This is a genomic window from Stieleria sp. JC731 (assembly GCF_020966635.1).
In the GTDB taxonomy this organism is placed as follows: domain Bacteria; phylum Planctomycetota; class Planctomycetia; order Pirellulales; family Pirellulaceae; genus Stieleria.
In genome coordinates, this window is record NZ_JAJKFQ010000011.1 from 560,322 (window position 1) to 585,760 (window position 25,439).

Genomic DNA, 25,439 nt, shown 5'->3' on the forward strand with positions numbered 1-25,439 from the left:
GATTCCGTGACTTTTCCAAACATCGCCATCCTGCATTGCCACTACCGTCGAGGCGGCGTGACTCAGGTGGTCGAAAACCAAGTCGCCGCGTTGGCATCACGTCGCCCGGATCGTGATGCATCCGGAACCGATGGCAAGATCATCCTGATGTCTGGTGGTCGTGATGAAGGGCTTAGTGAAGCGACGAACAAGCTGTGTTCTCGGATCACCATCAAAGGCATGGAGTACGATGATGTACTCGCTCAGCAATCAGAGACCCTTGCGTGGGATCATGATCCTGTTCAACGCGGGAACAGACTCGCTCATCAGCTCCACCTCGCATTGGAAAATGCAGGTTGTCCGGCTGACCAGACGATTGTCCATTGGCACAATCATTCCCTGGGAAAGAACGTTGCCGCTCCGGTCGCAATTCGTCAGTTGACTTCCCAATATGGCTATCGAGTTCTGCTGCAAATTCATGACTTTGCGGAGGACTTCCGGCCGGAAAACTATGCACGAGTCATGCGAGCCGCTCAGCTTGTTTGTGGTTCGAATCTATCGGACAAGCCGCTTGCTTCGTTGGTCAATCAGTATTTGTATCCGGTTTCCGAACGGATTCGTTATGCCACGCTTACATCGGGTGATGCCGAGCTTTTGCAGGCTGTGGGGCTTCCATCATCTCTTGTCGATGTCTTGCCCAATGGAGTGCGGCTAGCCGCAGATCATGAACTTGATCGTGAAGCTTCATTGAGAAAAATTCGAGGGGCCGCAGCGTTAGGCGATGACGTTTCTTGGTGCGTCTATCCTGTTCGAGGCATCCGTCGAAAGAACGTTGGCGAATTTTTGTTGCTCTCGCGATTGATGCCTGAAAATAGGTTCTCGGGAATCACGTTGCCACCAGCAACTCCTATCGAATCAGCTTCCTATCAACGTTGGATGCATTTGGGCAAAGACCTCGCGCCGAGGGCGGTTTTCGACTGCGGAGTTTTCGATGATGTGACCTTTCTCGACAATCTTGCTGCTTCTTCGTTGATCGTTTCAACCAGTGTGGCCGAAGGGTTCGGGATGGCGTTTCTTGAACCTTGGCTTGCAGGTCGCGGCGTTGTCGCGAGACGCTTGCCCCATGTCACGGATGACTTTGAGCGTGAGGGCGTTTGTCTCGATAGGCTTTATAGCCAAATTTGCATTCCTGGTACGCCAGATTGGCTTTCAACATGTCGATCGGAAGCTCGACATGTCTTTCAAAAGTCTTGGCATTTGATACGAGACCAATTCGGCGATGCGATTGAGTTCGAGGCTTTGTCTTCATCTGTAAACGGAGACTCGGCTGATGGAATTGACTTCGCGATGCTGACGACCAATCGGCAAATTGAGGTGTTGCGGCGCATGGCTCACGATACCGGGTTTGAGTCAGAGATCCGGAATCTTAATCCGCAGCTACTTCGCTGTCTCGAAACGCCATTCACGACCGAAGTGTTGGATTCGAATAGGTCACAGATTCAACAAACCTATTCAATCGAATCGACAACACGGCGATTGCTGCAGTCGTATCAACGGCTTTTGAAGGCTGAAGAACCTGATGCAAAATCCCAGGTTGAATTGACATCGGATGAAGCGTCACTGGCCGAAGTGATTTGCAAGACCCGACCGTTCTATCCTTGTCGCGTCGAAACGGAGATTGATTGATGGGGCATCCATGGTACCAATCGATATTAGACAACCGAAGTGAGATCCGGCCGATCCCGACGGAGATCACCGCGGACTTGAACAAACTTGAAGGTGTTCGAGCCGTGATCTTTGACATCTACGGGACGCTGGTTGTCAGCGGAAGTGGCGATGTCGGATCTGCAGATCAGGAGGATCGCGGAACGTTCATTTCGCAAGCGATTGCGGCGGCAGGAATCGATTGCTCAGCCGCTCGTGAACCTTCGATCGAAGATTTGCACAATGCGATTCGCTCGAGTAATCAAGCTCGTCTGAGTGAGACCTGCACAAAGCCTGAAGTCGAAATCGTTGACGTTTGGCGGACAACGCTTTTTAACTGTGGTGTTCAGAACGTTCCGACGCAGTCGCTGCATCGATTGGCTGCCGAGTATGAATCGCGAGCGAACCCGACTTGGCCGATGCCGGGGGCGGCTGAGCTACTGGCGGAACTTCACGATCGTGGCATCCGTTTGGGTATCGTTAGCAACGCACAGGGCTTTACTTTGCCACTAATTGAAGAAATTGCCGGAAGCTTTGGCGGGGATTCTTTGTTTGACCCTAACTTATGCGTTTTTTCTTACCGCTACCGTCATGCGAAGCCGGACGCGTGTTTGTTTAACGTATTGTGTGACAGGCTTTCGAGCCTGCAGATCGATCCCGGCGAGGCGGTTTACGTCGGAAATGACCGTTTAAACGATATTTGGGCCGCTTCGGTCGCCGGACTTCGAACCGCATGGTTCGTCGGTGATCAGCGAAGCTGCCGTTCGCGTGAAGGCGACATGCGGATGCAAGGTTTGGCTCAAGATATTGTTTTGACCCGTTTGGAAGAATTGTCACGGTGTGTTTGATACAGCGACGGTGGATCGTCGTTGGTCGCGCGCCGACACAAGCCTTGTTCGAAAAGATTGACGAGATATGGGTGTACAAATCGGATTTGTCGGAACTCGTTTTGCCGGAACCGACGGCGTCTCATTAGAGAGCGCAAAATGGGCGCAGGTGCTTTGGGATCACCGTCATGTGAGTCACTGGTATTCGGGGCTTAGCGACCGTGATCGTGATACATCGATGGTTGTGCCGCACGCTTACTTTGGGCACCCCGATATCGAATGGATTAACCGACGAGCTTTCGGAACGCGGACACGGACTCCCGACGTGACGCGCCGAATTTACGCTCTGGCAGACTATCTAAAAGGCACGCTGTACGAATTCACTCGCCGCTATGATCTTGATCTACTGATCGTTCAGAATGCGCTTTGCATTCCGATGAACATTCCACTCGGGATCGCGTTGACTCACTTTATCGCCGAAACCGGATTTCCGACGATCGCTCACCATCATGATTTTTATTGGGAACGCGATCGATTCAGTGTTTCGGCAGTGACCGACATGTTGTGGATGGCGTTTCCGCCGGCGCTTCCGCAAATTCAGAACGTCACGATTAACTCATTCGCGCAGGAAGATCTCGCGCACCGACGAGGCGTCTCCTCGATTCTCGTTCCAAACGTATTGGACTTTGAAACCGAACCCGACGAAGTTGATGATTACGCGCGAGGTTTCCGAAAAGACATCGGTCTCGAAGAAGACGATATCCTGTTTTTGCAGCCGACCCGCGTCGTTCCGCGAAAAGGAATCGAGCACTCGATCAGTTTGGTTTCGGCGCTGAAAAATGATAAGTGCAAGTTGGTGATCTCGCACGCCAGTGGCGACGAGGGCAACGAGTACCTTGCGGCTTTGAAAGACTTGGCCGAATCCAGCGGCGTTCATCTGCTGCTGTGTGACCAACAAGTTGGTGACAAGCGAGGACTGAACGAAGACGGCAGCAAGATTTACACGCTTGCCGACGCGTATTCGCAAGCGGACTTCATCACTTATCCCAGCTTGTACGAAGGCTTCGGAAACGCACTTTTGGAAGCGTTCTATTTCCGAAAACCCGTGCTCGTGAATCGTTATTCCATTTACGTCGCTGACATTGAACCCAAGGGTGCCAAAGTCATTTCGATGCAAGGGTATCTGACGAAGGACGTCGTCGCACAGGTCCAGCGAATCATTGACGATCGCGAGTATCGCGAGCAGATGGTCGACTTTAACTACGAAATCGGGAAGTCGTTCTTTAGTTACAGTGTGCTGCGTCGCAAGCTTCGAGCATTGGTGACCAACTTTACCGGCCAAGACAACCTTTAGCAGCCTGTTATGTGCTGCATCGGCGAACCGCACGCTGGTGTGTTGCGGCTGATGATAGTTTTGATCGGGTTAGGTTTCTCTATCAGCCGGCATGCATTAGCGTCCGGTTATGTGCGCTGTATCGGCGAACCGCACGCTGGCGCGTCGCGGCTGATGCTTGTTTTGATCGGGGGTTGGTTTCTCTATCAGCCGGCACGCGTTAGCGTCCGGTTCTGTGCGCTGAATCAGCAAACCGCACGTTGGCGCGTTGTGGCTGATGCTTGGTTTGATCGGGTTTAGGTTTCCTATCAGCCGGCACGCGCCAGCGTCCGGTTCTGTGCGCTGAATCAGCAAACCGCACGTTGGCGTGTTGCGGCTGATGCTTGTTTTGATCGGGCTAGGTTTCTCTATCAGCCGGCACGCGTTAGCGTCCGGTTACGTGCGCTGAATCAGCAAACCGCACGTTGGCGTGTTGCGGCTGATGCTTGGTTTGATCGGGCTAGGTTTCTCTATCAGCCGGCACGCATTAGCGTCCGGTTCTGTGCGCTGTATCAGCAAGCCGCACGCTGGCGCGTTGCGGCTGATGCTTGTTTTGATCGGGTTTAGGTTTCCTATCAGCCGGCATGCGTTAGCGTCCGGTTATGTGCGTTGTGTCGGCGAACCGCACGCTGGCGCGTAGCGGATGATGCTTGTTTTGATCGGGGGTTGGTTTCTCTATCAGCCGGCACGCGTTAGCGTCCGGTTCTGTGCGTTGCATCGGCGAACCGCACGCTGGCGCGTTGCGGCTGATAATTGTTTTGATCGGGTTAGGTTTCCTATCAGCCGGCACGCGCCAGCGTCCGGTTCTGTGCGGCAGCCTGCAAGTCGCATGCGATCACGCTACTGCTGATATTCATTTCAGTCGAGGCCAGCGTGGCTTTACACCGATCTCCCCAACCAACGCCGCACCATCTGTTCCTAGCGTCGACGGCGGTTTAACAACAGCGCTGGCAGTCCAATTAGAAAGAGACCGAAAGATCCCGGTTCGGGAACCGCAGTTGTGTTAAGTGTGAGTCCAAAGTTGTCGGCACTTCCAGTTCCGAAAATTTGACTGTCCAGCTCGGTCCCAATACCGCTCAGCCAAGAGGCGTTTGCCGTCCCGCTGCCGGGCGTCAGATCCGAAAAAAGGAAGTTTGACTCACCAGCTCCGGTCGATGCGAATTCGAAATCGCCAAGGAAAATGCTTGAGCCTGTCGGCACGGGATTGGTAAAGATGGCTGATTCCATTGTGATGGACTGCGAAGTGAAGGCTTCACCGGTGTTGAAGTCGAAAACTGGGTTGGTTGTTACCGAGGTGATCGTTCCCGGGCTAGCGGCCTCCAGCGTTCCGGTTAGACCAAAGCCAAGCAGCCCTTCATCGGTCAGGATGCTGGTATTGCCGCTTTCAGAAAGGAAGATGCCGATCTTGGTCACTGAGCCTTCTTCGATTGTGAACGAGTTTCCAAACGAGGCTCCGTCGTCAACCGAAAAATTGATCATCAACGCCGCATCCGCATTGTGGCTGAATCCGCAGAGGATTGTGAAAAAGACGCCCATGACCGTTGTTTTGTGAAGGTTCATTGTTTTCTCGCTTGCGTACCGCGGCTATAGATCTCGTTCCACCAATTCGAACGCAAAGGAGCCGAAGAACCCTTCACAAAATTTTGGAAGGCTCCGGAATCATGATCGTCCGGTGCTATCCGCCGGAACGCGGTAGCGTGCGGTTCTGCGCGTTGTATCGGCGAACCGCACGCTGGCGCGTTGCGGCTGATGCTTGATTTGATCGGTGTAGGATTCCTATCAGCCGGCACGCGTTAGCGTCCGGTTACGTGCGCTGAATCGGCGAACCGCACGCTGGCGCGCTGCGGCTGATGCATGGTTTGATCGGGCTAGGTTTCCTATCAGCCGGCACGGGATAGCGTCCGGTTCCGTGCGCTGAATCGGCGAACCGCACGCTGGCGCGTTGCGGCTGATGAAAGTTTTGATCGGGGTTAGGATTCCTATCAGCCGGCACGCGCCAGCGTCCGGTTCCGCACGCTGAATCGGCGAACCGCACGCTGGCGCGTTGCGGCTGATGATTGGTTTGATCAGGTTTTGGTTTCTCTATCAGCCGGCACGGGATAGCGTCCGGTTCTGTGCGCTGTATCAGCAAACCGCACGCTGGCGTGTTGCGGCTGATGATAGTTTTGATCGGGGGCTGGTTTCTCTATCTGTCGGCACGGGTTCGCGTGCGGTTCTGTGCGCTGAATCGGCGAACCGCACGCTGGCGCGTTGCGGCTGATGCTTGTTTTGATCGGGTTTAGGTTTCCTATCAGCCGGCACGCGTTAGCGTCCGGTTATGGGCGGCAGCCTGCGAACCGCACGCGATCACGTTGCGGCTGATGTTCATTTCAGTCGAGGCCAGTGCGGCTTTACACCGATCTCCCAAACCGACTGCGGAACTGAAAAAAGTCCACGATATTAACGACCCCGTCACCGTTAAAATCAAAACGCTCATCGAGCGTTTCACTACCAAACGCGTTACGGAATTGGAAGAAATCGATGATGTTGACTGTTCGGTCCCCGTTGACGTCACCATAGAGTCGGAAAAACTCGTCAGTCGCGTTTCCACCTGCTGCACCGTCTCCATCACCGTCAAGCACGTTGCCTGAAACGTCCTTGATGCTGTCTAAAACAGTCAATCGGTAGTTGCCGTCGGCAAGTGATCCGCCGAGGATCCCGTCGCCGCTGAACGTCAACGTCGCGATCGTCTTATCGTTGATGATCTTTGTTGTCAGAACAGATGTGATCGTTGCTCCGCTATCCACGTTTTCGATCAGAAAATCTGACGCCGTCGCGTTGACAATTTCGCTGAACGCAACCGTAATTTCGGTCACACGACTTCGTTGACGATCACCGCCATTGATCAGGATCGATTCAACTTGTGGGCTTACAAAATCGACCACGTCTGATTCGAAAGCCCCAATGTCGACCGAGCTTCCAAAGACACGGTCAAATCCCTCGCCGCGCTGGTCGAACTGTAGCGGATTGTCGTCGGCATCCACGGCAAGTGCGTTATTTCCTGCATTTAACGCCGGGCTGCCAGGTTGTAAGGCGTGCGTTGGTGTGGGGCCACCGTTATCAGCTAGTGGTGCCAGTTTCGCGTCGGTTTCTCGCTGATCTCCCAATGCCGCGGCATGCAACGCGTCACCGATCGGCGTGTCTTCGAGAATGTTGTGTCCTAGCGAGATGATCGACAGACCTTGCAAGCCAGACTCACTCCCTTGTGCTCGGATACTGCCGCGGCTTCCGTTGTTGGCGAACAACGTGTTTTGATATTCCAGCGTCGTCGTGGAGTCTCCCGAAGCAACCGCTTCGACACCGCCGAATGCGTTGTTGGCGATCGTCGCGTTACGAAGCGAGAGGCGGTCTGCCGTCGATCCAAAGTTGAATACGACAATGCCGCTTGTCGCATTGTTGCTAATCGTCGAATTCACGATGGTTGAATTGCTGTCCAGCAAGCGGATCGCTCCCGCCGCGGCGCCGAGGTTGCCAACGATCGCACTGTCATGAATTTCTAGCCTGCCCTCTCGCATGTGCAACGTGCTGCCGTTGCCGTTGGAAGCGTTGCCAGTCATCACGACGCGATGAAAGAATGCGTCCGAGCCTTCGGAGAGGAACGCGCTTCCTCCAACCCCTGCAGGTGTAAAACCATCCGCAATGGTCACGTCCGTGATAGTCACATCGATCGGATCGCTGCTCGTTTCCGTGAAGACACGAAATTGGTTGTTACCACTGATTTTCAGTTTGTCGGCGCCTAGTCCAATAATTGTGACGGTAAAGGAAAGCTCAATGCCGCCCTCGGTCAGCTGAATTGTTGAACCCGAAAGACTCGGGTCGAATGTGATCGTATCTTTGGTCAGTCTGCTATTGGCAAAATTGATCGCCTCGCGAAGCGAAGTTAAGCCGTCGCGGGAGTCCACCACATCGAGGTTGGTGGTGACAAAAAGACTTGGATTTTCATCTGCTTCAAAGGCACCGATGTCGACCGAGCTAACGACCCGTTCAAAACCTTCGCCGCGCTGGTCGGACGCTAGTGTGTTGCCATTCGCATCGACCGCAAGAGTATTGTTGCCGGCGTCGATTGCGGGGCTGCCTTCGAGCAACGCATGTGTCGGAGTCGGACCGCCGTTGTCTGCCAGTGGTGCCAACAAGGCGTCGGTATCACGCAAATCGCCTGCCGCTGCATCATGCGCCGCGTCACCGGTCGGTGTGTCGTCAAGCAAGTTGTGACCGAGTGATACAATCGACAAGCTGGGTAGGCCGTTCTCGTTACCGCGAGCGACGATGTTTCCTTGAGAACCATTGTTGGCGAACAGTGTGTTTTGGTATTCAAGCTGTGTTGAGGTGCCGAAGGCGACGACTTCGATACCAGCTGCGACATTGTTCGCGATCGTGACATTCGCGAGCGAAAGGAGGTCGGAACTTGAGTTGGTGTTGAAGACGCTGATGCCGCGGGTCGCGTTGCCGCTGATGGTCGTGTTGGTGATTGTCGTTTGGTTGTCTTGTAGGCGGAGCGTCCCAATCCCCGTGCCCAGGTTGTTGACGATCGCACTGTCAGAGATTGCGAGGTTGCCGAACGCCATCACGATTGCGCTTCCGTTGCCGCCAGTCGTGTCATTGTTCGACAGGACAACACGGCTGAGCGTGATGTCGCCACCGTTTGAGAAGAACGCTCCTCCACCTCCCGATTCGACTGCCTTACCATCCGCAATCGTTAGGTCGCTTATGGTGATGATCCTCTGACCGTTGCCAAGCTCGGCAAACACTCGGCTGACTCCGCCTCCGCTGATCGTCAATTGGTCGGCACCGAGACCTTCGACTACCAGTGAACTCCGAAGTTCTAATTCACCTTCGGTAAGTGTGATGGTTGCACCAGCAAGACTTTCGTCAAATGTGATCGTGTCTGAACCAGATGTGTTGTTCGCCAAAATGATCGCTTCACGCAGGGAGGTCAGTCCGTCCTGAGAGTCGACCACGTCGAGATCCGTTGTGACGACAAAACTAGGCAACTCTTCGGCTTCAAAGGCACCGATATCGACCGTTCCGCTGACGACACGGGCAAAGCCTTCGCCCCGCTGATCGAACTGCAACGGACTGCCGTTGGCATCCACAGCAAGAGCATTGTTCCCAGCATCGATAACCGGGCTGCCAGCTAGCGATGCGTGTGTCGGTGTCAGTCCACCGTTGTTGGCAAGATCAGCCAATCGCGGATCCAGTGGGTTGGCTGTTGATCCGAACAGGCTTCCGCTTACGAGCGTGGAAGCGCTGAGTGTGTCTGCATTGCCGATTAGACTGTGAATAAGCGTTAGCGTCGCTTCCGGATCGGGCAATACATCATTGGAAACACTTGATGCTGTATTGTTGGCGACGATCGTGTTTTTAATCGCGACCGGAGCGTTCGCTGAGGTGTTGTTGACAAAGATGCCACCTCCCTGGCCAGCACTCTCGTTGGCAACAATTGTACCGTTGGTGATCGTCAACGCTTCAAGACCGAACGTTTGGATCGCTCCTCCATCACCGTCGCTGCTGTTGCCGCTGAACGTACTGTTGATGACGTTCAAGTCGCCAAAAACGAACATTCTAAAGCCGCCGCCATCTTCACCGCTGGTGTTGTTGCTGAAAGTGCTGTTGGTGATCAATGTGTCACCGCCGGCGGTGGCGCCACCACCGCCACCGTCGCTTTGGTTTTCGCTGACCAAGCTGCCGGACACCGTCAACATCTTAGCGGCACGAATACCGCCACCGTCGCCGCCACTGCTGTTGCCAATCACCTGACTATTCGTGATGAAGGTATCGCCACCGAAAACCGCGATTCCGCCGCCATCGATTGCGGCGTTGTTGTTTTCAACGACGCTATCGACCAGATGGAATTCGCCATTGAGCGAAAAGATTCCTCCGCCGAAACCCGTGTCAGGTGTTTCGTTGTTTCGAACTACGCTGTTGCGAAGGGTGAACGTGCCATCGGATTCGAATCGAATTCCGCCACCGTTTTCATCGCCCAGTTGAGTGCCCCCGGTGACGATGAAGCTGTCGAGCGTCAAGTTGCCGTTTGCAGAATCGAAGTTCAATACACGCGATTGGCCAGCTGCGTCAATGGTTAGCCGTTCCGAAAGCGAAGAAGCATCAATCGTGAGCCCGTCGGTGATGTTTAGCTGGCTTCCAGCGAGTGTGATCGTCGCACCTGACAGACCTGGGGCGAAACTGATTGTGTCTTCACCGGGCGAGCTGTCTGCGAAAGCGATTGCCTCGCGCAGTGAGGTCAATGTGTCGTTCTCGTCGACGACGTCAAGGTTGGTGTTGACCAGCAGTCCAAGTTCCGTGTCTGCCGCGAAGGCAGCGATCGGGCCGCTATCGAAGCTCCGCGCAATGCTCTCCTCGCCCTGAACCAACTGTGGAAGGCATTGCAGTGTGTCACCAAAATCTGAAGCGAGCAGCCTTCGGCCTTCCAGTTGTTCGAGCGTTGGGCGGCTACTTTTTTTTCTCTTCACGCAGAAACGACGACGGTCAATTCGATGAGCGGAGCGTTGGCGACGATTCATGGTCAGGGCTACAGAAATGGATGCGAAGGTGGTGGCGTGGGGCTGCATTGGCTGCTCGCCCGATACCTTCAAACGCAAATTGTTTCCCTGCCCCTTCGAACTGTGGATCAAATCCGAATCAAATTATTTGCTGCAACGGCGTCCGTCGGCTCTGCCGGACCAAAGCAAGTTGAATCGTCCCGCTCTTTCCGGGGGGCGGGATTTCCGAGGTCACTTGCTCTTCAATCGTGAACCCTTTCCGAGATTTCGATAACAATAGGCCCCCGAAACTGCATTCCTGTTGCTGGCGAAGGACCGTTTTTGCGGCCGTTTTTGTAAAGCGATTCCGGTCTGGTCCAATTTTGGCAGAAAATGCTCGGGATTCAGAAAAACGCCGTTAGGAATGAACTGCAAAAGGAGAAAGGCTGATCGATGGGCATTTGCGCAGCGTTGCTTGCCCACTTTTGGTGTTTCTTAAAGAGTTCGAACCAGGTAGTGGCGGAATGATTGCTCCAGACAACGAAAGCATCACTCTCTGTCTTGAAGCTGTAGCGGAAGGAAAAGCGGAGGCAAAAGAGCGACTATTTGAGCTGAGTTATCCGGAACTGCACCGTGTCGCACGGCGGCTGATTTCGTGGCAGGCCGCGGGACACACCCTTGAGGCAACGGCATTGGTCAACGAGTCAGCGATGCGTCTGATGAAGGCTGGAAACTTCGCTGAATTTGTCAATCGCAAAACTTTTTACGCGGCCATCGCCAAAGCAATGCGTTGCGTCCTGGTTGACTATGCCCGCAAACGTAACTCGCTAAAACGCGGCGGCGAGAAAACGAAAGTCGATCTCGATGTCGCGCTGGAGCAAATCGAATCAAGCAACCAAGTGAAGTTGCTCGATTTGGATGAAGCCCTTTCGGAGCTGACCAAATACAACGAGCGTTACGCCAATCTCGTTCAGTGTCGATTCTTTCTGGGGATGACCGTTGACGAAATCGCGGCCGACCAAGGTGTTTCCAGATCAACGGTCGAACGCGATTGGCGATTCACTCGAGCTTGGCTAGCAGAATTTTTGGAGGGAGCCTGATCCGTTTTGCGTTTTACAGTGTGGGGTAGCACGAATGCCTCGACGCTCGCATTGAAAGTGTGTTTGATGTCTGGGAAAACGAGCGGAGCAAACGATCCAAAGGCAGGGAACAAAGGCTGGAAACCATGCCAAGACGTCTCGCGATGAACATCGAACGACTGCAATTGCTCGAGTCACTCTTTCGTGAAGCGGTTGACCTTGATGAAGGTAGCGTCGATGCGCTGCTAAATGAATGATGTGGCGATGACTTGTCACTCAAGCGGTCCGTCATGTCACTCCTCACGCGAGACCGCGATCTCGAAAATTCGCAGTACCTCGCCGCCCCGGAATCCTTTTCAATGCGTTTCAGCGTTGGTGATCAAAGCAAAATCGTTAAAAATACAAATCAAACTTCGCTAGCTAATCGCTCTTTAAAAATCGAAAACCCAACGCACTATTCAATGCCCCGTTGGATTCGCCTACCTCTCAGCGGTCTCTGCATCATATTCTAGAACGAAAGTGAACTTGCAGTCTCTAAGCAGACTGCCACTATCAAAGTGAAGATGCTCAGTACAGTCACCCGCGGAGAAGTAAAACGTTGGTTGGTAATTTTGGACGATATTTAACAGGTGGAAAAATGTACCTAGTCAAAATTCATCGAATGTTACCCGTGCCCCGGCATGCAGGACATGCAATTTTTCCCCGTTTACAACGAGGACAGTCCCGCTGAAATGTTTTCGGAGCAGTAATCGGGCTACCATCAAGCGCGTAGCTAACAATTACAATTTGGCGAACACTGATCTTTCCGCTGGCACAATTCGGACATGCTACGAACGTACGGCCACCACACCACAGGCAACAGTCATCAGCAATCAGGGAATGCTGAGATGGCGATCGGTTACCACGCGACGATCCGTTTCTCGATTGATCATCCGAAGACGATGGAGGAACTGACGAGTAGCAATGTACCATCATGACCGCTCCGCGACAGGCTTCAATTGTATCGGCGAATGTCGAGTGCGTTGCCGACATTGGCTCAGGCAGTTTGATGCCCGATGCTTTTGCGAATCGACTCGCGTCCTCAGATAGGACGGCATAGTTGCGGATCTCTTTCTGGCGATCGGTCGCGTAATTGATCCCTACCACTTGCCCGGAAAGATCTACACACGGCCCCCCGCTGTTTCCGGGTTCAACAGTGGCTGTATGAAGCATGTTTTTCCCGTCAGCCATGAATTTGCTAATGCTGCCACGATTAGACATTAGCGATGGTTCGTAACGTCCTGGAAGTGGGTAGCCCAACGCAATAATTTCTTCTTCTTGGCGGGGAGGGCTTTGGCGGATTGACATTGGCTGGATATCAAGCGACCGTTCAAGCTTCAGAATTGCCAGATCGGAATTTGGGTCCCTACTGGTTGCAAAAACTGTTGCCCTGACTTCTAAACCTTGGTCATTTGTCAGCAAAAATCCATCAATGTTTTCAACTACGTGACGATTGGTCATCACATGTTGAGGTGTTAAAAGAAATGCACTGCCCGAACTTACCAAGTTTAGGTTATCAAGATTAATCGGAGCGGTACTAGCTGATGCACCCGTAGATTCCTCACTCGACGAACTTGTACCGGTCGAGTCCATCTCAAATACAAATGGATCATGAGCGAACGTGTAAAGCAACCGATCCTGAACTCGAGGACCGGGTTCGGGCTTACCGCTTCCAAGTACGTCCGATAGCTTTTGGGCAGCATTCCCGAGCTCGAGCTTTGTTGACAACATAAGCGATGCATTGTGGTGCGTAGCGAATGATAGCGTTCCTGGTGTCGCTTCGCCGGAAAGTTTGAGGAAGTTAGCGAATCCCTCAGCACTCCCGTTTCGAGCCGCTACGACGGCTTGATTGTTATAGACAGATGCAAGTGTTCTGGAGTGAACCCCGGGGAAATGCTGATGAATGTTTTTAATTGCCGCGATAGCTTTCTGATTGATTCGGATCGACTCCTTGATTTCCAGTTCCTTGCGAGTTTGTACGGGCTTGAGACCACCTAAATAGAAATCCGATACGATACCCTCTGGTAACGATTTACTGATCGATTCGAGGGCTGCCATTACAGTTGCATCCCGTAGGTTGTCTGTTTCCAGTTGAGCTTTAATCTGGCGGGCTTGATCGGCTGATTGACGAATCACGTTGCAGACTTTCACGTACTCACGATCAGCTACGCTGAGCCTATTAATTTTGAGTGTTACCGTTCGTTCGCCGGTGTCTAGTTTTACCGAGCTGTCATCAAAGTCCCGCATGTTAGCGTCGATCGAATACCGACCGCTTACATCGGCCCACGTCCGTCGTTGTGACAGATTTTGTGACAACGTTACATTGACAAAAACAGCAATGTTCAGGAACGTCATCGCGAAAAAGCACAGGGCGAATCGGATTGTAGAAAGAGGCGGGGCAATGTTTGAAGAATCGCAGGGCATTGTTGCAACTTTGGGCATTAGACGGGGCTCCCTTGGATTGGTTGGGAGTTGCCTTACAGGAAATTTGCAGGGTCGAAGGAATGCAAGATGTATCGGGAGTATCCAGATCTGTTGTTTCTATTGGACTCGGTTTCGACCAACTCCATAAGAGACTTGGAGTGGTTCGCCGGCGCTTTGGATCCAGAGTTCGTAATTCATTCCGTATGATTTAAACGCGTCCCTTACTGGTCCGAATTGATGATAACTGTCTGGATAAACGGCTATGATCAACGTGCTGTCTTTGAGTGCTAGGCGACGGGCCGTTTCTCGTATTGCAACGATGGACTTCTCACTTCCGAGGGTGATTCCTTTTCCAATACGTGGCTTGATTTCATAACTGTACGAATCGGTGTCCGGGATCGGCTTAGAAGTTACATGTTTTTCAAAGAAATCACCCTCAGCATCATCTGGCGATGCGACTAAGAAAAGTTCATTGTGAGAAAGTAAAATAATCCCGCGCGCTCCCGCACCTACGCGTTCAAGCGGCACTTGCATGGTCTTTGCTTTTTTCGCTCGAACGACTTGCCATTCTGCTTTAGCAATTGCTAACGCAATGCTTGTTTCACTGAGCTCTTCCTCCGCTTGTTTTATGCGGTCAGGAATCTCAGCTGCTTTAGAGGCGATGTTAATCAGGTTTTCTGCGAGATGCTTCCTCTGGCTAACTAATTGACTTTCAGCGACAGATAACTTCTTTATTTCTTCGCTGTATTCAACGAGATTCGTCATCGTGGCATCTGTTTTTGGGGTAGGCACCGTTTCATAGATCTTTTGCAGGTCACGCAAGCGGGCCTGCTGGCGGGCCAGTTGAAGCTCCAAATTTCGCATGACCAACGGAGTGATCGGTTGATTGGCGTGTTCATTGCCGCTTGGGTCGTGTCGGATTTTCACCAAGAGTGCCACTAGAATGGCTAGGAATACGATTCCGCCAAACGTATTGCAAATCGTGTCGAGGAATAGGTCAAAGCTGTCGCCCTGGTCGGAAACGCGTCGTTTCATGATTCATCCAATTCGAACAACAGTTTTATGTCGGCATCTCGTCCGATGACGTCAAAACCATACCGTATAGATGTTGCGATTCTAAATCGCCCGGACGAAGAAGGCCGGTGTGTGGAGTCAAAGAACTCTCTCAAAGTATCGAAGTCTTTCGCTCCACCTGGCGCTACCAAGACCATAAAGTGAGTTTTTCGAGCATCCCGCTGTTTGATTGCGGATATCAGGTCTTCAATTCCAGCGAATGCACGGTCGGACTTGCGGTCGCCCTCACGCATCGAAATATGTACTGAACGATTTGGGTGGTCCCCTAAACGCACGATGACCAATGCTCGGCCGTCACGCAATTGGTCGTTGTAAAGCGGGGTGTTGTTTCCTGCAAGTTTTCGTGTACGTTCCTCCAATTCTGTAAGCGTCGAACTTAATCGCTGATTATCGTCTTTCACTTTGCGAATTGTCTCTTCCGCGAGGAGCGAGTTCGTTTTATAGCGTTTTTCGGTGTCCTCTAGTTGTCGTTCGACGGTAGCAACCTGACTGGCAAGTTGTTCGTTCCGGCGTCTTTGCTCTGCAATTTGCGTGAGTAATTGTTCTTCTGTCGCTATCCCTGTTGCTGTGAGCGCATCATTCTCTCTCTGTTGTCGTTTTTGGATTTGTTGAAGTCGAGCTTGTATCGCATCAGCATCCGCTTTGGTCTGATCAATGATTCGAGTTACAGCGGCGGCATCACCTGATGGAGTGTGGGACGCCGCATCGACTTTTTCGAGTAGCTCTAAAACCATGATCAATGTGATCAGGATGAAGATCCCAACCACAGCCGTAATGATGTCTTGAAAGGCGAAGAACGAAACGCCAGGGCCATTAAGTTTTCGTCGCATCAGTTTTTGATTTCGGAGGTCGTGGCCGATGCGTGCGTTGGTGCTGTGGAAGGCGGGTTCATTTCGGGCGGGGGCTCTTTGCGATTTAATGCCACTTCATCGGCTCGCATGCGGGACACAATTTGGCTAAGGCAGTAATCCTGGCATTGGTCTAGGAATTCCTCTTCCGCCTTTTTCTGAACGGTAATCCAAAGCTGCAAGAGTAGAGCGATGACAAGTGCGACCAGTGTTGTTTCGAACGCGGTCGACAGTCCTCCGGTCACTTCACGTAGTGAACTGACAATCCCTGCTACGTCACTGTCGTCAGTCAGGAGTGAGGAGAAATTCCCGATCGCACCAGCGAGTCCAAGAACTGTTCCGATGAATCCCAGGACTGGGATTGCCCATAGGAATCCTGAGAGCATTCCAAACGAAGTCGCCGAGGCCGATTCGTCTCGATCCGCCATTGATTGCAGGACTTCGTCGACGTCTCCTATGCGTCCCAGGTTTTTCAGGCTTGACAATGCGATCAATATTCTTCGGAAGACAAGGAATTGATCTGGGAAATCAGCGATCGCATGGATCGTGGTCAGGACATCGGGTGCTGTTTGACGGGTGAGGGTGAAGCGCTGGTTTTCCGGTATTACCGGATGTTCCAATGCGCGGCGTTGGATCGATAGTTTCATGCGTTTGAACACCAGGATTACGGCTGCCCAGAATCCCAGTAAAACCGCAGCGTATTGTGTTGGCCCACGATCCAGCATCATCGACTTGAATGAGCTGGCAGGAAGGAATGAGATGACGCCGAAAAACGTAGCGGTGAATATCAATGCGATCAAACCGCAGAACGCAGTGCGTGTAGACGTACCAGGTGCGGGCGACAATCCGAACATCGCCTCGGGGTCGCCTCGACGGACTGATAGGCGTTCAGGCGACTGCGAGTGGGGCGAGTTCATCTTTTGGCTCTAAGTCGCTTGTGCGATCGTGAATAGTAAGAAAATAGCGAAAACAATTTGGTTGGCGATGATGAAAGCCATTGATAGACCCGCGAACATCCAGACGCGATGTTCGTGTCTCGCGATCGCAACAGAGTCATCTGATCCGTATTGACGGTGCAATTGCCCGAGGAGTTTCGTCATCGCGATGGCCGCCATCAGTAGCAGGATGGCGAAGACTAATGAGCTTAGCGCCCATAGTGCGACCAGACCGCTATTTTCAACTCGCCGCGTTGCTACCGCGGTGTAGATTTGAAAGATCCCTAGTGCAAAGGATTCAGCGGAGAAAATGTATGTGATGACACAGGTGGAAAGGATCCAGAACAAGCGGCGTGAGCGTAAGTCTCGCAAGGCGTAATTCTGATCCTCTCGGTTGACTTCGACTGAAGACGGCGAGAGGTTTAGCGAGGTATGGTCAATTGAGGTCGTTGGGGAAGAAATTAATGCTGCTGGCAATGCTTCTCGGACCGTCGACCACTCATGCATGCCGGTGCGCCAAACAAGCGTCTGTGCATTAATGCGTCGTTCGCTGATCCATCTTCCCAAGGTGTGTTCATCAATTGGTCCATGCCGTTCACCCTCGATGGCGACATACCATTCGCCGGTTTCGGCACCGCTGTTTTGGGTCGGGGGCGACAGTTCATTTGAGGTGCCGTCAGCCTTGGCAGCAGCAGCGTCATCGGGTTTAGGTTCAGAGGTGATAGGGCCTAGTCGGTCCGCTTGCCACTGATCTACTCGTTGCCAATGGTTAATTCCGGCCGTGCTGATTTCATCTTTCGGGCCTAGTTGTTGCCTGGCAATCATGCGATCGATTTGATCGTGACTAAACGGGCCAAGACGGCGTCCCTGTCGACGTACATGGAATCTATCGTCAGTATCAGAACTGGGGCTCATAAAGAAATGTTCGCCAATGAGTGAGAGCTGTAAGACGCGTTATTGGTCAAGGTGGACTCGGTTCGGATTGAGATGAAGATCGGTTCGCCAGCTAACAAAGTGAATGACGAGTCGGTGACCTTTATCTGGCCATTTATCATTTCCCCAATGGGGACCCAACGGCATTTCAGGGGCACCTCTGAATCACGACGGACCACCATTAACGTGCCCGACCGCAAGGATTCTCTCGGTTCCCAGAAGTGAATGACTTGGTTGGATCCCGATTTTTTTAATGAGGAGTTGCTAGTGATGTCCCAGATTCCGATCGGTCGTACTCTCATTTGAGCTATCGATTTAAGCTCCTTTAGCGGATCAGGATTTCGGCGATACAGTTGGGCTAAGGCTGGCATGACATCCTGTACGACAAAGTCGGTCGGCTGAACCGATCTTTCAGCTGACCGATACCAGTCGTCCCAGGCTGCTCGACGCGCAACAAGAGAAAGGTGGATCTTGGCGAAGTGTTCTTTCGCAACAGAACCTTTCATGATTTTCTCAATTGCTTGTGCTATCAAGATTTCTTTGATTGTGGCGTCGAGCTCTCCACGATTGCATAGCTCAGCCAGCCACTTGAGCATTGTTCCGTCCCAATCGGCCATGGCTTCGGATCGCTTCGCATTCCATTTGGCTTTAAGCGTTGCTGCGCTATTTGCTGGTTCTAGTTCGATGAGTAGCGGAGTGTCGAGGGTTTCCTGTCCGATGGCACCGTCGCCAGTTTTGATGACTTCTATGCGGGAAAGCAATTTCTGGTTGTCGCCGATCGAAAATCTGTCTCGCTCGCGATCGTAAAAATTCTTGTAAATATAAACTCGTTCTCCATGTCCATCTTTCTGTGTTATGGAGATGATTTGGGAGAACAGTGACCTATCTAGGAAGCTCTCGAACTGATTCAGGATTTCTCGCCGAGTTTCAGCTTGTTCGATACAAAAGTGAACTGGTCTGGGGATGCTAAATGGAGGCTCAACGCAAGCTTTGGAGAAATCTATGCCGGACTGTGATGCAGTTGATGCGGATTGAGGGTCAAAACGCCTTGCGAATGCTTCTTGTATTTTCCGGATATGAGAGTTCCAGGCATCGGCAGTTTTCCAGAATTCGGCCGAGTCGAGCGTTTGTTTGAACACTGAAGACTTTTGATCGAGGGGAAGCTTTGAAATGTAGTCTTCCATTCTCGATTTCAGGTTCGGCAGTGATCTTGCAGCTAGCAGGTCTTCAAGAGCTCCGGCGGATTGGATGAGTGTTAGCTCCTTGTCTTTCATTCGGGATTTCAAAGCGGTGATGCGCCGGATCTGGTTTTCTCCTTCCTGTGTAGCTGACGAGCTTGCATGTGGAAAATCGGCGATGATCCGGTTGATCTCGCTAACTGCTTCGTCAAGCCGGTTGGCTTGGTTGCGCAGTTCATCAAGGGATGATTCATTTAGGTCGATCTTTGATTGCTGCGTTACGATTTCGCCAGTTTCGCGAAGCTGGGAGATCAAGAGCTCTGTCTGGCCCTTTCGTCTGTTGTTCACGAACTTTTCATAGCGTTCACGCTGTTTTAGGATTCGAAGTTTTTCGTCATCAGTGGTCGCTTGTTCTTCCAGGCGGGATAGCGTTGCTGGCTGAATTGCCTCATCGTCAAGAGATTCTAGTTCGACCATCTGTTGATCGAATCGGGCGATCCTATCCGCTTCATTTTGCTCCATTGAATCGTGCAGTACGATCAGTTCTGCCACCTTCGGATCAGATGCCAGTTTGGGTTGTGTACGTTTTACTGTTTCGATGAATTGCTTCGCCTCGTCCAGCGATCCGGAATCCAAAAATTGTTGTATTTGACCGGCTACAGTAGCAACTCGCTCGGTGTGGCTTCGTTGCATTTGCCAATTCGCAAGGTAGCCGGTCAAGAGAAGCGTCGCGATCGCTACACCACACACGGCAAGCTGGAATTTTCGCTTTCCACGAGTCCTTAGGTCATCGATCGTGATGCGGTATCGATTAAAAAGTTCAGGCGGAAGCGGTTCGTCAAAGGCAACGGCTTTTTGGTATGCCGATTCGATTTGAGATATACTCGCATTTCTGCGGTCCATCGTGTTTTCGAGTACGGACATAGCCAAGATCCGCGATTCTATCCGCTGCTTTTCAGTCTCTAGCTCCGCAACATACTTCAGGCCTGGTGCTGCGAGGTCTTCTGCTTTAGCAGGGACTGATGACGAACCAAAGTTCTCGACGATTTCCTGGCGTATTTTCTGAAAGCGAACCGCTGCTTGATGTATTCCGGGTTCGTCAAATTGTTCTATGCATTCCTGCATGGTGGTCGCTGCGAAAGTCAGCTCGTCCTTTTTCTCTGCTAATCGCAGTTCACGAAGGTGGCGATCTACAGCAGATCGTAGCGAGGCCGGTGGATCAGTTTGCCAGGTCGAATTCAGTTCATTTTGAAGATGTGTTAGCTTTGCCAGGTCATTTGTTTGGATGGCATGCTGAACGTCCGTAGATAGTTCTTTAAGGCGTGCTGTCTCATGCTTTTCAATGTCTTCGAACCAATGTGGGCTGGTCGAGTCGGCAGCTGCGATTGCCCGAAGGGTTCGAAGTCGCCAAGCCAACGGTGCACGCGCCAGGACGAGTTTGCGTTGACGCCTGAGCAATCCATCAATGGATTGCAGTTCGACCATCGCGTCTCCGAGCAGTTCAATTGCTGCGGTATCCACGACTGAAATTCGGGGTAGGTCGTAGAGTTCGGTCAGTTCAACTAGCTCATCGAGCCGAGGAATGGCCAGTTCGTTAGCACGGTCAATCAGCGATGGTGAAGAGCCGATGATTGCCATTGCTTCGCTACGGAGTCCGCGACGGACGAGGTCGACCGCATCGCCAAGTTTTTGATTGACGACCGATAGTTCGCCCTCGTAAAGTTCAACAATCTCGCGAACATCATCTTCGGAGATGCTGTGGCTATCGAGTAATCGGTTGATTCGTAGGGTAATGGCGGGCATGAATGGCTCAGTTGTTAATCTTTGGGAGGTGGGCCATAGAAAAGTTCAGGGAAGAAAAACATGTCGAAAGATTCGATTGTCTCAAACGAGGACTGTCCATAGTCTACTCCCGGGGTGACTTTGCCAAATTCAATTTGTGCATTGAAATCTATTAAACCATTATTGATCGTGAGTGCATGATATTTCTCTTTGAGGTCTCTGAGGTTCATGATGTGCTCATCGAGTTTTTTCTCAATTTCTATTTCAGGATCTTTGAATATTTTGGAAATGCTCGGCTGGAGTCTTTTGAGGTCAACGGCTGCCTGGTTCGTTTGCACGATATATAGTTGATTTAACTTATTTGCCGGCGCCTGCTTGATCACTTTGGCCAGCTTTTCTATGTCTTGCTTCTGTTCTTGGAGATTCGCCTTTTCGACCGCGCTTGCATTGCTTTGATTGGCTTCTTCTAGCTTCTTTGCGATTTCCTCTTCCGCTTTTCTGCGGTTGGCGGCGAATGCCTTACTTAAGCGTTCGGCGGAATTGAATGTTAAGTCTTGTTGCTGTATGAAAAGCTCAAGTTGTTTAAGTATCGGATACTCTTGGCGAACATCGTTAGGGATGTTATTTTGGTTAAGATTCAGCCGTAGTGTGATTCCAGTTTCAGTTGATGAAATTGTAAGCCAGCCTTCGAATTCGCCAGGTAGGTTAATTTCGTGGTTTAGTTGTGGTAGGCGGATCGGCCTGCTGTCGTTAACTTTCAAGTGGTCAATTGTCCTGGCATCACTTGGGCCTAGCGCGATCTTGCAGAGAGGCTCAATGTGGAGTCGGTTCTCCCTGCGACGAGAGTCGCCGTCAAAATAGATGTCCAAGCTATGGGAGTCGCGGCGGCGTTGAAGTTCAGCTTCTAAGTTCGCTCGCAATGAACTTAGTTTCTTTCTATTCGATGAGGCGAGTTCAGAATTCAGAGTCGCTAGTTCTTCGTGTTGTTGCAAGCTATCGGTTATTGACTTGAAACGTTCTGTGGTTTTCGAACGCACCGTGTCGATGTTTCGTTCGACCTTGTAGCTGCTGTTGGCCGACTTTGCTAATTCCGGTTGTTTTGTTCGTTTCTGTTCCCATCTCGTTGCTTCAGTATTCCACGTTTCATATTTTTGGTTCAAACGTGCTTGCTGAGATTTTAGGTCTTCAGTGTTCGCGTGCGTTGCGAGCGCGCTGAGGAGTTTCTCTTGATCGGCAATGAATTGGGTCACTTGATTCTTGCTGTCTGCTAGTCGAACCCAGGACGATAGCTTTTCATCAGAAGGAAGTAAGGTCAAGTTTGATAGTTGTTTGTTTTGCTCTTCGAGTAGTTCTAGGTTTTTATGAATTTCTCTGGAAAGTTTAGTTACCGGGTTCTCAGGATCATTAAAGGAAGCTGCGCCTTTTATGATGGTTTCCGCGAGTTCTTCAATTGCGTGCCGTTGTTTTTCTTCAGTATCTCTTTTCTCATTGATGTCTGGATCGGCATCGATTCCGGATGCAGGTTCGTTAGGTTCCGGCTGTTGCTCGATGTCAGGTTCGGGTAGCACCTTCTTGGGGATGTTTTCTTTGGGGGGTGCCTTGATCCCTGCCTCAGCGTTTAGTTCGGTTAGAAGAGCTTCCGAGTCAGATCGCAGTAGGAATATCGAAGCCACGACACCGAGGATCAGCGGTGCTAACGCGGCGATTGCGAGTAGTGTCAGGCGATTGTTTTCATTCTGTGAATATTGCGGTTGAAATGGAGGTGGTGCCTGTCCGGGGATTGGCTGGGGTGGTGGTCCCGGAGACTTGGGATCCGCGCTTTGACGGTTAGTCGCTTCGTTTGTTGGTTCTTGAGGTGATGTTTGCCCAAATCGAGAGACGCCGGGCGCCAGGACTGGGCGGGCGGGGGCAACCGAACTGAGGCGTCCTGACCGCGCCGCTTCGACTAGCGGTCCATCTGGCGGGGCCTCTAGGTTTCCTGATGACAGGTCAAGTTGCAGCGCCGTAGGTGGGAGTGATAAAGCTTCCGGGGATCCCGCTATCAAGCAGCGCAAGCGACACTGGACTCCTGGTGGCAGTTCGCAAGCGTGTGTAGAGAACGTTGCGTTCCATCGTTTGGGTTCCGGAAGCAGGCAAATTGCTTCGTCGACTAACGCCAATAATTCGGTGTTCTGCTCAGGACGGTAGATCAGATAGAGCAATGAGCTAGGTGTTTGACTGTCGAAGATCGAGGCGACTGTCCCAGCCCAGCCGGCGTCACCGGTTTGTTGCTCCCAGCTTTTCGCGATTCGAAGGGGTGAGTCTACCCTTGGGATTGCTTTCGCTGTTGAAATCGTCCGAACTTCACCGTCCCAGGTTTCAATCGAAAATCCTGGTGTGCGTAAGATGGCGGCGGGCCCGCTTGCCGTCCGGTCGGCCGCTGAGACGACCACGTGGTGGGCTAGCTTGTTTGATCGGCCCGTGTAATCCGGCGGCGCTTCAGCGATTCTTGATAGCACATTGACCAGTCGTCCAGCCACTTTCAGTTGCACGTGCATGTAGTTGACCGGAGAAGGCCCGTGCGTAACGGCGGGTTGATACGCAGATAGGCTTTCCAGCGGCCCGACTAGTCCAGCAGGCATGCTCTCGGACATTGCAACAGTGCAGAAACCTCGGCTACCCGGACGGAGCCCCCGTGGTGCCGACGTGTAAATCAATTCGCTACTTTGGGACATGCTATTCCGAGCCTGGCTGGTCTTCTTTTCGGTGTCCGACGTCGATGAGTCCTCGGAACCGTCGAGCGAGCAAATAGATCAAACTTACTTCGGCCCATTGAGGGCGGATGTCTTTCGGACGAATGCCCAACTGGCCGGTTTTCGGATCCATTTCGGGGCGGCGGCCCGTTGCGGAAACTGGCATGTAAACCACGGAGTTGCTGACCGTTGCCGCAGCCGCAGTTAGTTCAGGACAAGTTTGGCGCAGTAGGTCACGGAGTTTGCTTGAAGTTTCAAGTATCCTGTCTTCATCGATCGCTTCACGATCGCGACTAACTTTTCCGAATGGTGGATTGGCATTTACGTCTGGAAGCAGTTTTTGCCAGGCGTCCCATTTGGTAACTAAGATTACCAAGGTCGCATTGATCTTTTCATCTTCTCTCATGCCGGCTTTCTGCCGGACTCGATTAATTGCCTCGAGAAGAATGCTATCTTGGCGGATCGTTTGACCTGCCGAGCGTCCCTCTCCAGTCATTTGTGGATCAGCACTAAGGCCACTGCATGCGGCACGAAAACGAGGGTCTTGGGTTGGGTCGAAGCAAAACAGTAGTGCCTCGCTGCGGGCCAGATGGCCGGTGACCGGCCCGGTCGATTCATCCGCACCGGGCAGGAACGATTCGCCCGCATTGTCGTAAAGGCATAATACCCTCGATAGCGTTGCTTTTTTATCCTCGTGTGGATGGCCTTCGCCGGGGCTGAGAGTGAATAAGAACGGACGGGGCAGGTTGACCGCTCGGTCGCCCAATTGCACACGGTTGTACAATGTTCCCTGTTCTTCAGTTTTGGGAAGGGACGTCAACTGATCTGGATTATTAGACAGGAACTGACGTTCCTCATACTCGATTAGCCGGGCATTCATCGCCGCGTCGGCATCAGTCAGCAGTATTTGAAACCGCTCCGCCATTGACCGCCGTGCCTGCCAAATCATAGACGCGAGAAGGTAGCTCTTGCCGCTACCTGGAGCGCCGAGGATTGAGAAGAAGGCCACGGGGATCTCAAATAAGCGACGTGGAATCTTCAGGTGGCACTGTGGGCATCCGGTTTCAGTAGCTTCGGAACCTTCGGGATCGATTGCTCTATTGTTTGGCGTGAATCGCGTCGGCAAAAAACGACGTAGTTCGCTTTCACCAAGTTTTTCATCTCCATAAAGTGAAGAGTGGGTTGCGATCCAAACGGCGTCTTCAGAGGCGAACTCGGCCCAGCAGTGCGGGCAAACCACTTTTTCGAGTAACCTTAGCGATGATGGACCAGATAAAGGCGAAGTGAAAGTCATTTCGTGGGCTGCCGGTGACTGATTGTGAGACTTGTCCGTAGGGCCGCGAGCCGGATTCGTCTCCAGTGTCCAAGTTGGGGAGCGATTGTACCGCCTTGGCGAGTGGTGGACAACTAGGCACCTAGGGAGTCCAGATTGATAGCTTTCCCGTAACTTGGTGTTGGTTTGATCTGGTAATTTGAAAGCCGGGTGTGTTTGGTTTGCGAGATGTTAGGCTGGGACTGCGATCGTTCTCACTGTTTTATAGTCGACTACAGAACGAGCGTTTGTCGAATGATTGGAGATGAAGATTCATTAAAAGTATGTGCTGAAAGGATCGATGCTAAATAGGGCGAGCTTGATGAAGTTCGTCGAAAAAAATCCAGTATGAGGCAGCTTTGCCGTAGATGGTAAAAGATTCTGCATCCGAGAAATGAGCGAATGTAGTTTTAAGGTTGTTATATAAGAAACGCAGGTGTTGGTTTTTTTGCAATGGATCAAGCGTTGGATGAATATCGAACGACTGCAATTGCTCGAGTCACTCTTTCGTGAAGCGGTTGACCTTGATGAAGGTAGCGTCGATGCGCTGCTAAATGAACGTTGTGGCGACGACTTGTCACTCAAGCGATCCGTCCTGTCACTTCTCACGCGAGACCGCGATCTCGAAAATTCGCAGTACCTTGCCGCCCCGCCCCACGGAACTGTGCGTTCCGATGCCGAATCGATTTGCGGCACGTACTGT

At 52.0% G+C, this 25,439-nt stretch carries 14 protein-coding genes; 4 read left to right on the top strand and 10 right to left on the bottom strand.

Going from position 1 to position 25,439, the window contains the following annotated elements; all coding sequences use genetic code 11:
• The first annotated feature begins 6 nt into the window (after nucleotides 1-6).
• From LOC67_RS19030 to LOC67_RS19040, 3 genes are all read left to right on the top strand, one after another.
• On the top strand, nucleotides 7-1,665 hold the full coding sequence (locus tag LOC67_RS19030) for a hypothetical protein (RefSeq protein ID WP_230264299.1): 1,659 nt from the start codon (nucleotides 7-9) through the stop codon (nucleotides 1,663-1,665).
• Nucleotides 1,665-2,531 (top strand): HAD family hydrolase, encoded by an 867-nt coding sequence (locus tag LOC67_RS19035; protein WP_230264300.1) that lies wholly within the window; start codon nucleotides 1,665-1,667, stop codon nucleotides 2,529-2,531. The genes LOC67_RS19030 and LOC67_RS19035 overlap by 1 nt, the downstream gene beginning before the upstream one ends.
• Nucleotides 2,532-2,598: 67 nt before the next feature.
• Nucleotides 2,599-3,864 carry a glycosyltransferase family 4 protein gene (locus LOC67_RS19040; protein ID WP_230264302.1) on the top strand — a complete coding sequence of 422 codons (1,266 nt, stop codon included), beginning with the start codon at nucleotides 2,599-2,601 and terminating at the stop codon, nucleotides 3,862-3,864.
• 936 nt (nucleotides 3,865-4,800) lie between these two features.
• Here the strand turns inward: LOC67_RS19040 and LOC67_RS19045 are convergent.
• Nucleotides 4,801-5,442, bottom strand: coding sequence for a PEP-CTERM sorting domain-containing protein (locus tag LOC67_RS19045; RefSeq protein ID WP_230264304.1), 642 nt, complete (start codon nucleotides 5,440-5,442; stop codon nucleotides 4,801-4,803).
• Nucleotides 5,443-6,272: 830 nt separating this feature from the next.
• Nucleotides 6,273-10,391: a choice-of-anchor Q domain-containing protein gene (locus tag LOC67_RS27645; protein ID WP_230264306.1), complete on the bottom strand. Its 4,119-nt coding sequence runs from the start codon at nucleotides 10,389-10,391 to the stop codon at nucleotides 6,273-6,275.
• Nucleotides 10,392-10,861: 470 nt separating this feature from the next.
• Here LOC67_RS27645 and LOC67_RS19055 point away from each other — a divergent pair, with 470 nt between their 5' ends.
• The gene (locus LOC67_RS19055) at nucleotides 10,862-11,500 is read left to right on the top strand and encodes an ECF-type sigma factor (RefSeq protein WP_230264308.1); all 639 of its coding nucleotides are present in this window, start codon (nucleotides 10,862-10,864) and stop codon (nucleotides 11,498-11,500) included.
• Nucleotides 11,501-12,133: 633 nt separating this feature from the next.
• On the opposite strand, the gene LOC67_RS19060 is transcribed toward LOC67_RS19055, so the two are convergent.
• The 8 genes from LOC67_RS19060 to LOC67_RS19095 form a co-directional block, all read right to left on the bottom strand.
• Nucleotides 12,134-13,960 (bottom strand): trypsin-like peptidase domain-containing protein, encoded by a 1,827-nt coding sequence (locus tag LOC67_RS19060; RefSeq protein WP_230264309.1) that lies wholly within the window; start codon nucleotides 13,958-13,960, stop codon nucleotides 12,134-12,136.
• Between the two features lie 99 nt (nucleotides 13,961-14,059).
• Nucleotides 14,060-14,977 (bottom strand): hypothetical protein, encoded by a 918-nt coding sequence (locus tag LOC67_RS19065; protein ID WP_230264311.1) that lies wholly within the window; start codon nucleotides 14,975-14,977, stop codon nucleotides 14,060-14,062.
• Nucleotides 14,974-15,846, bottom strand: coding sequence for a hypothetical protein (locus LOC67_RS19070; protein ID WP_230264312.1), 873 nt, complete (start codon nucleotides 15,844-15,846; stop codon nucleotides 14,974-14,976). Before LOC67_RS19070 ends, LOC67_RS19065 begins: the two co-directional genes overlap by 4 nt.
• Nucleotides 15,846-16,781, bottom strand: a complete 936-nt coding sequence (locus LOC67_RS19075; RefSeq protein ID WP_230264315.1) for a MotA/TolQ/ExbB proton channel family protein — start codon at nucleotides 16,779-16,781, stop codon at nucleotides 15,846-15,848. Before LOC67_RS19075 ends, LOC67_RS19070 begins: the two co-directional genes overlap by 1 nt.
• 9 nt (nucleotides 16,782-16,790) lie before the next feature.
• Nucleotides 16,791-17,714 (bottom strand): DUF4339 domain-containing protein, encoded by a 924-nt coding sequence (locus LOC67_RS19080; RefSeq protein ID WP_261366987.1) that lies wholly within the window; start codon nucleotides 17,712-17,714, stop codon nucleotides 16,791-16,793.
• On the bottom strand, nucleotides 17,711-20,713 hold the full coding sequence (locus LOC67_RS19085; RefSeq protein WP_230264317.1) for a hypothetical protein: 3,003 nt from the start codon (nucleotides 20,711-20,713) through the stop codon (nucleotides 17,711-17,713). Before LOC67_RS19085 ends, LOC67_RS19080 begins: the two co-directional genes overlap by 4 nt.
• A gap of 14 nt (nucleotides 20,714-20,727) precedes the next feature.
• A complete protein-coding gene (locus tag LOC67_RS19090) occupies nucleotides 20,728-23,406 on the bottom strand; it encodes a hypothetical protein (RefSeq protein WP_315861071.1) in 2,679 nt (892 codons plus the stop codon).
• A 1-nt stretch (nucleotide 23,407) separates the two neighbouring features.
• Nucleotides 23,408-24,718 (bottom strand): hypothetical protein, encoded by a 1,311-nt coding sequence (locus LOC67_RS19095; protein ID WP_230264319.1) that lies wholly within the window; start codon nucleotides 24,716-24,718, stop codon nucleotides 23,408-23,410.
• Between the last annotated feature and the right edge of the window lie 721 nt (nucleotides 24,719-25,439).

What these genes read in the sequence shown, in the direction of transcription:
- LOC67_RS19035 (WP_230264300.1), top strand. Translation starts at nt 1,665, where the DNA reads ATGGGGCATCCATGGTACCAATCGATATTAGACAACCGAAGTGAGATC.
- LOC67_RS19040 (WP_230264302.1), top strand. Translation starts at nt 2,599, where the DNA reads ATGGGTGTACAAATCGGATTTGTCGGAACTCGTTTTGCCGGAACCGAC.
- LOC67_RS19045 (WP_230264304.1), bottom strand. Translation starts at nt 5,442, where the DNA reads ATGAACCTTCACAAAACAACGGTCATGGGCGTCTTTTTCACAATCCTC.
- LOC67_RS19060 (WP_230264309.1), bottom strand. Translation starts at nt 13,960, where the DNA reads ATGCCCAAAGTTGCAACAATGCCCTGCGATTCTTCAAACATTGCCCCG.
- LOC67_RS19065 (WP_230264311.1), bottom strand. Translation starts at nt 14,977, where the DNA reads ATGAAACGACGCGTTTCCGACCAGGGCGACAGCTTTGACCTATTCCTC.
- LOC67_RS19070 (WP_230264312.1), bottom strand. Translation starts at nt 15,846, where the DNA reads ATGCGACGAAAACTTAATGGCCCTGGCGTTTCGTTCTTCGCCTTTCAA.
- LOC67_RS19075 (WP_230264315.1), bottom strand. Translation starts at nt 16,781, where the DNA reads ATGAACTCGCCCCACTCGCAGTCGCCTGAACGCCTATCAGTCCGTCGA.
- LOC67_RS19080 (WP_261366987.1), bottom strand. Translation starts at nt 17,714, where the DNA reads ATGAGCCCCAGTTCTGATACTGACGATAGATTCCATGTACGTCGACAG.
- LOC67_RS19085 (WP_230264317.1), bottom strand. Translation starts at nt 20,713, where the DNA reads ATGCCCGCCATTACCCTACGAATCAACCGATTACTCGATAGCCACAGC.
- LOC67_RS19090 (WP_315861071.1), bottom strand. Translation starts at nt 23,406, where the DNA reads ATGTCCCAAAGTAGCGAATTGATTTACACGTCGGCACCACGGGGGCTC.
- LOC67_RS19095 (WP_230264319.1), bottom strand. Translation starts at nt 24,718, where the DNA reads ATGACTTTCACTTCGCCTTTATCTGGTCCATCATCGCTAAGGTTACTC.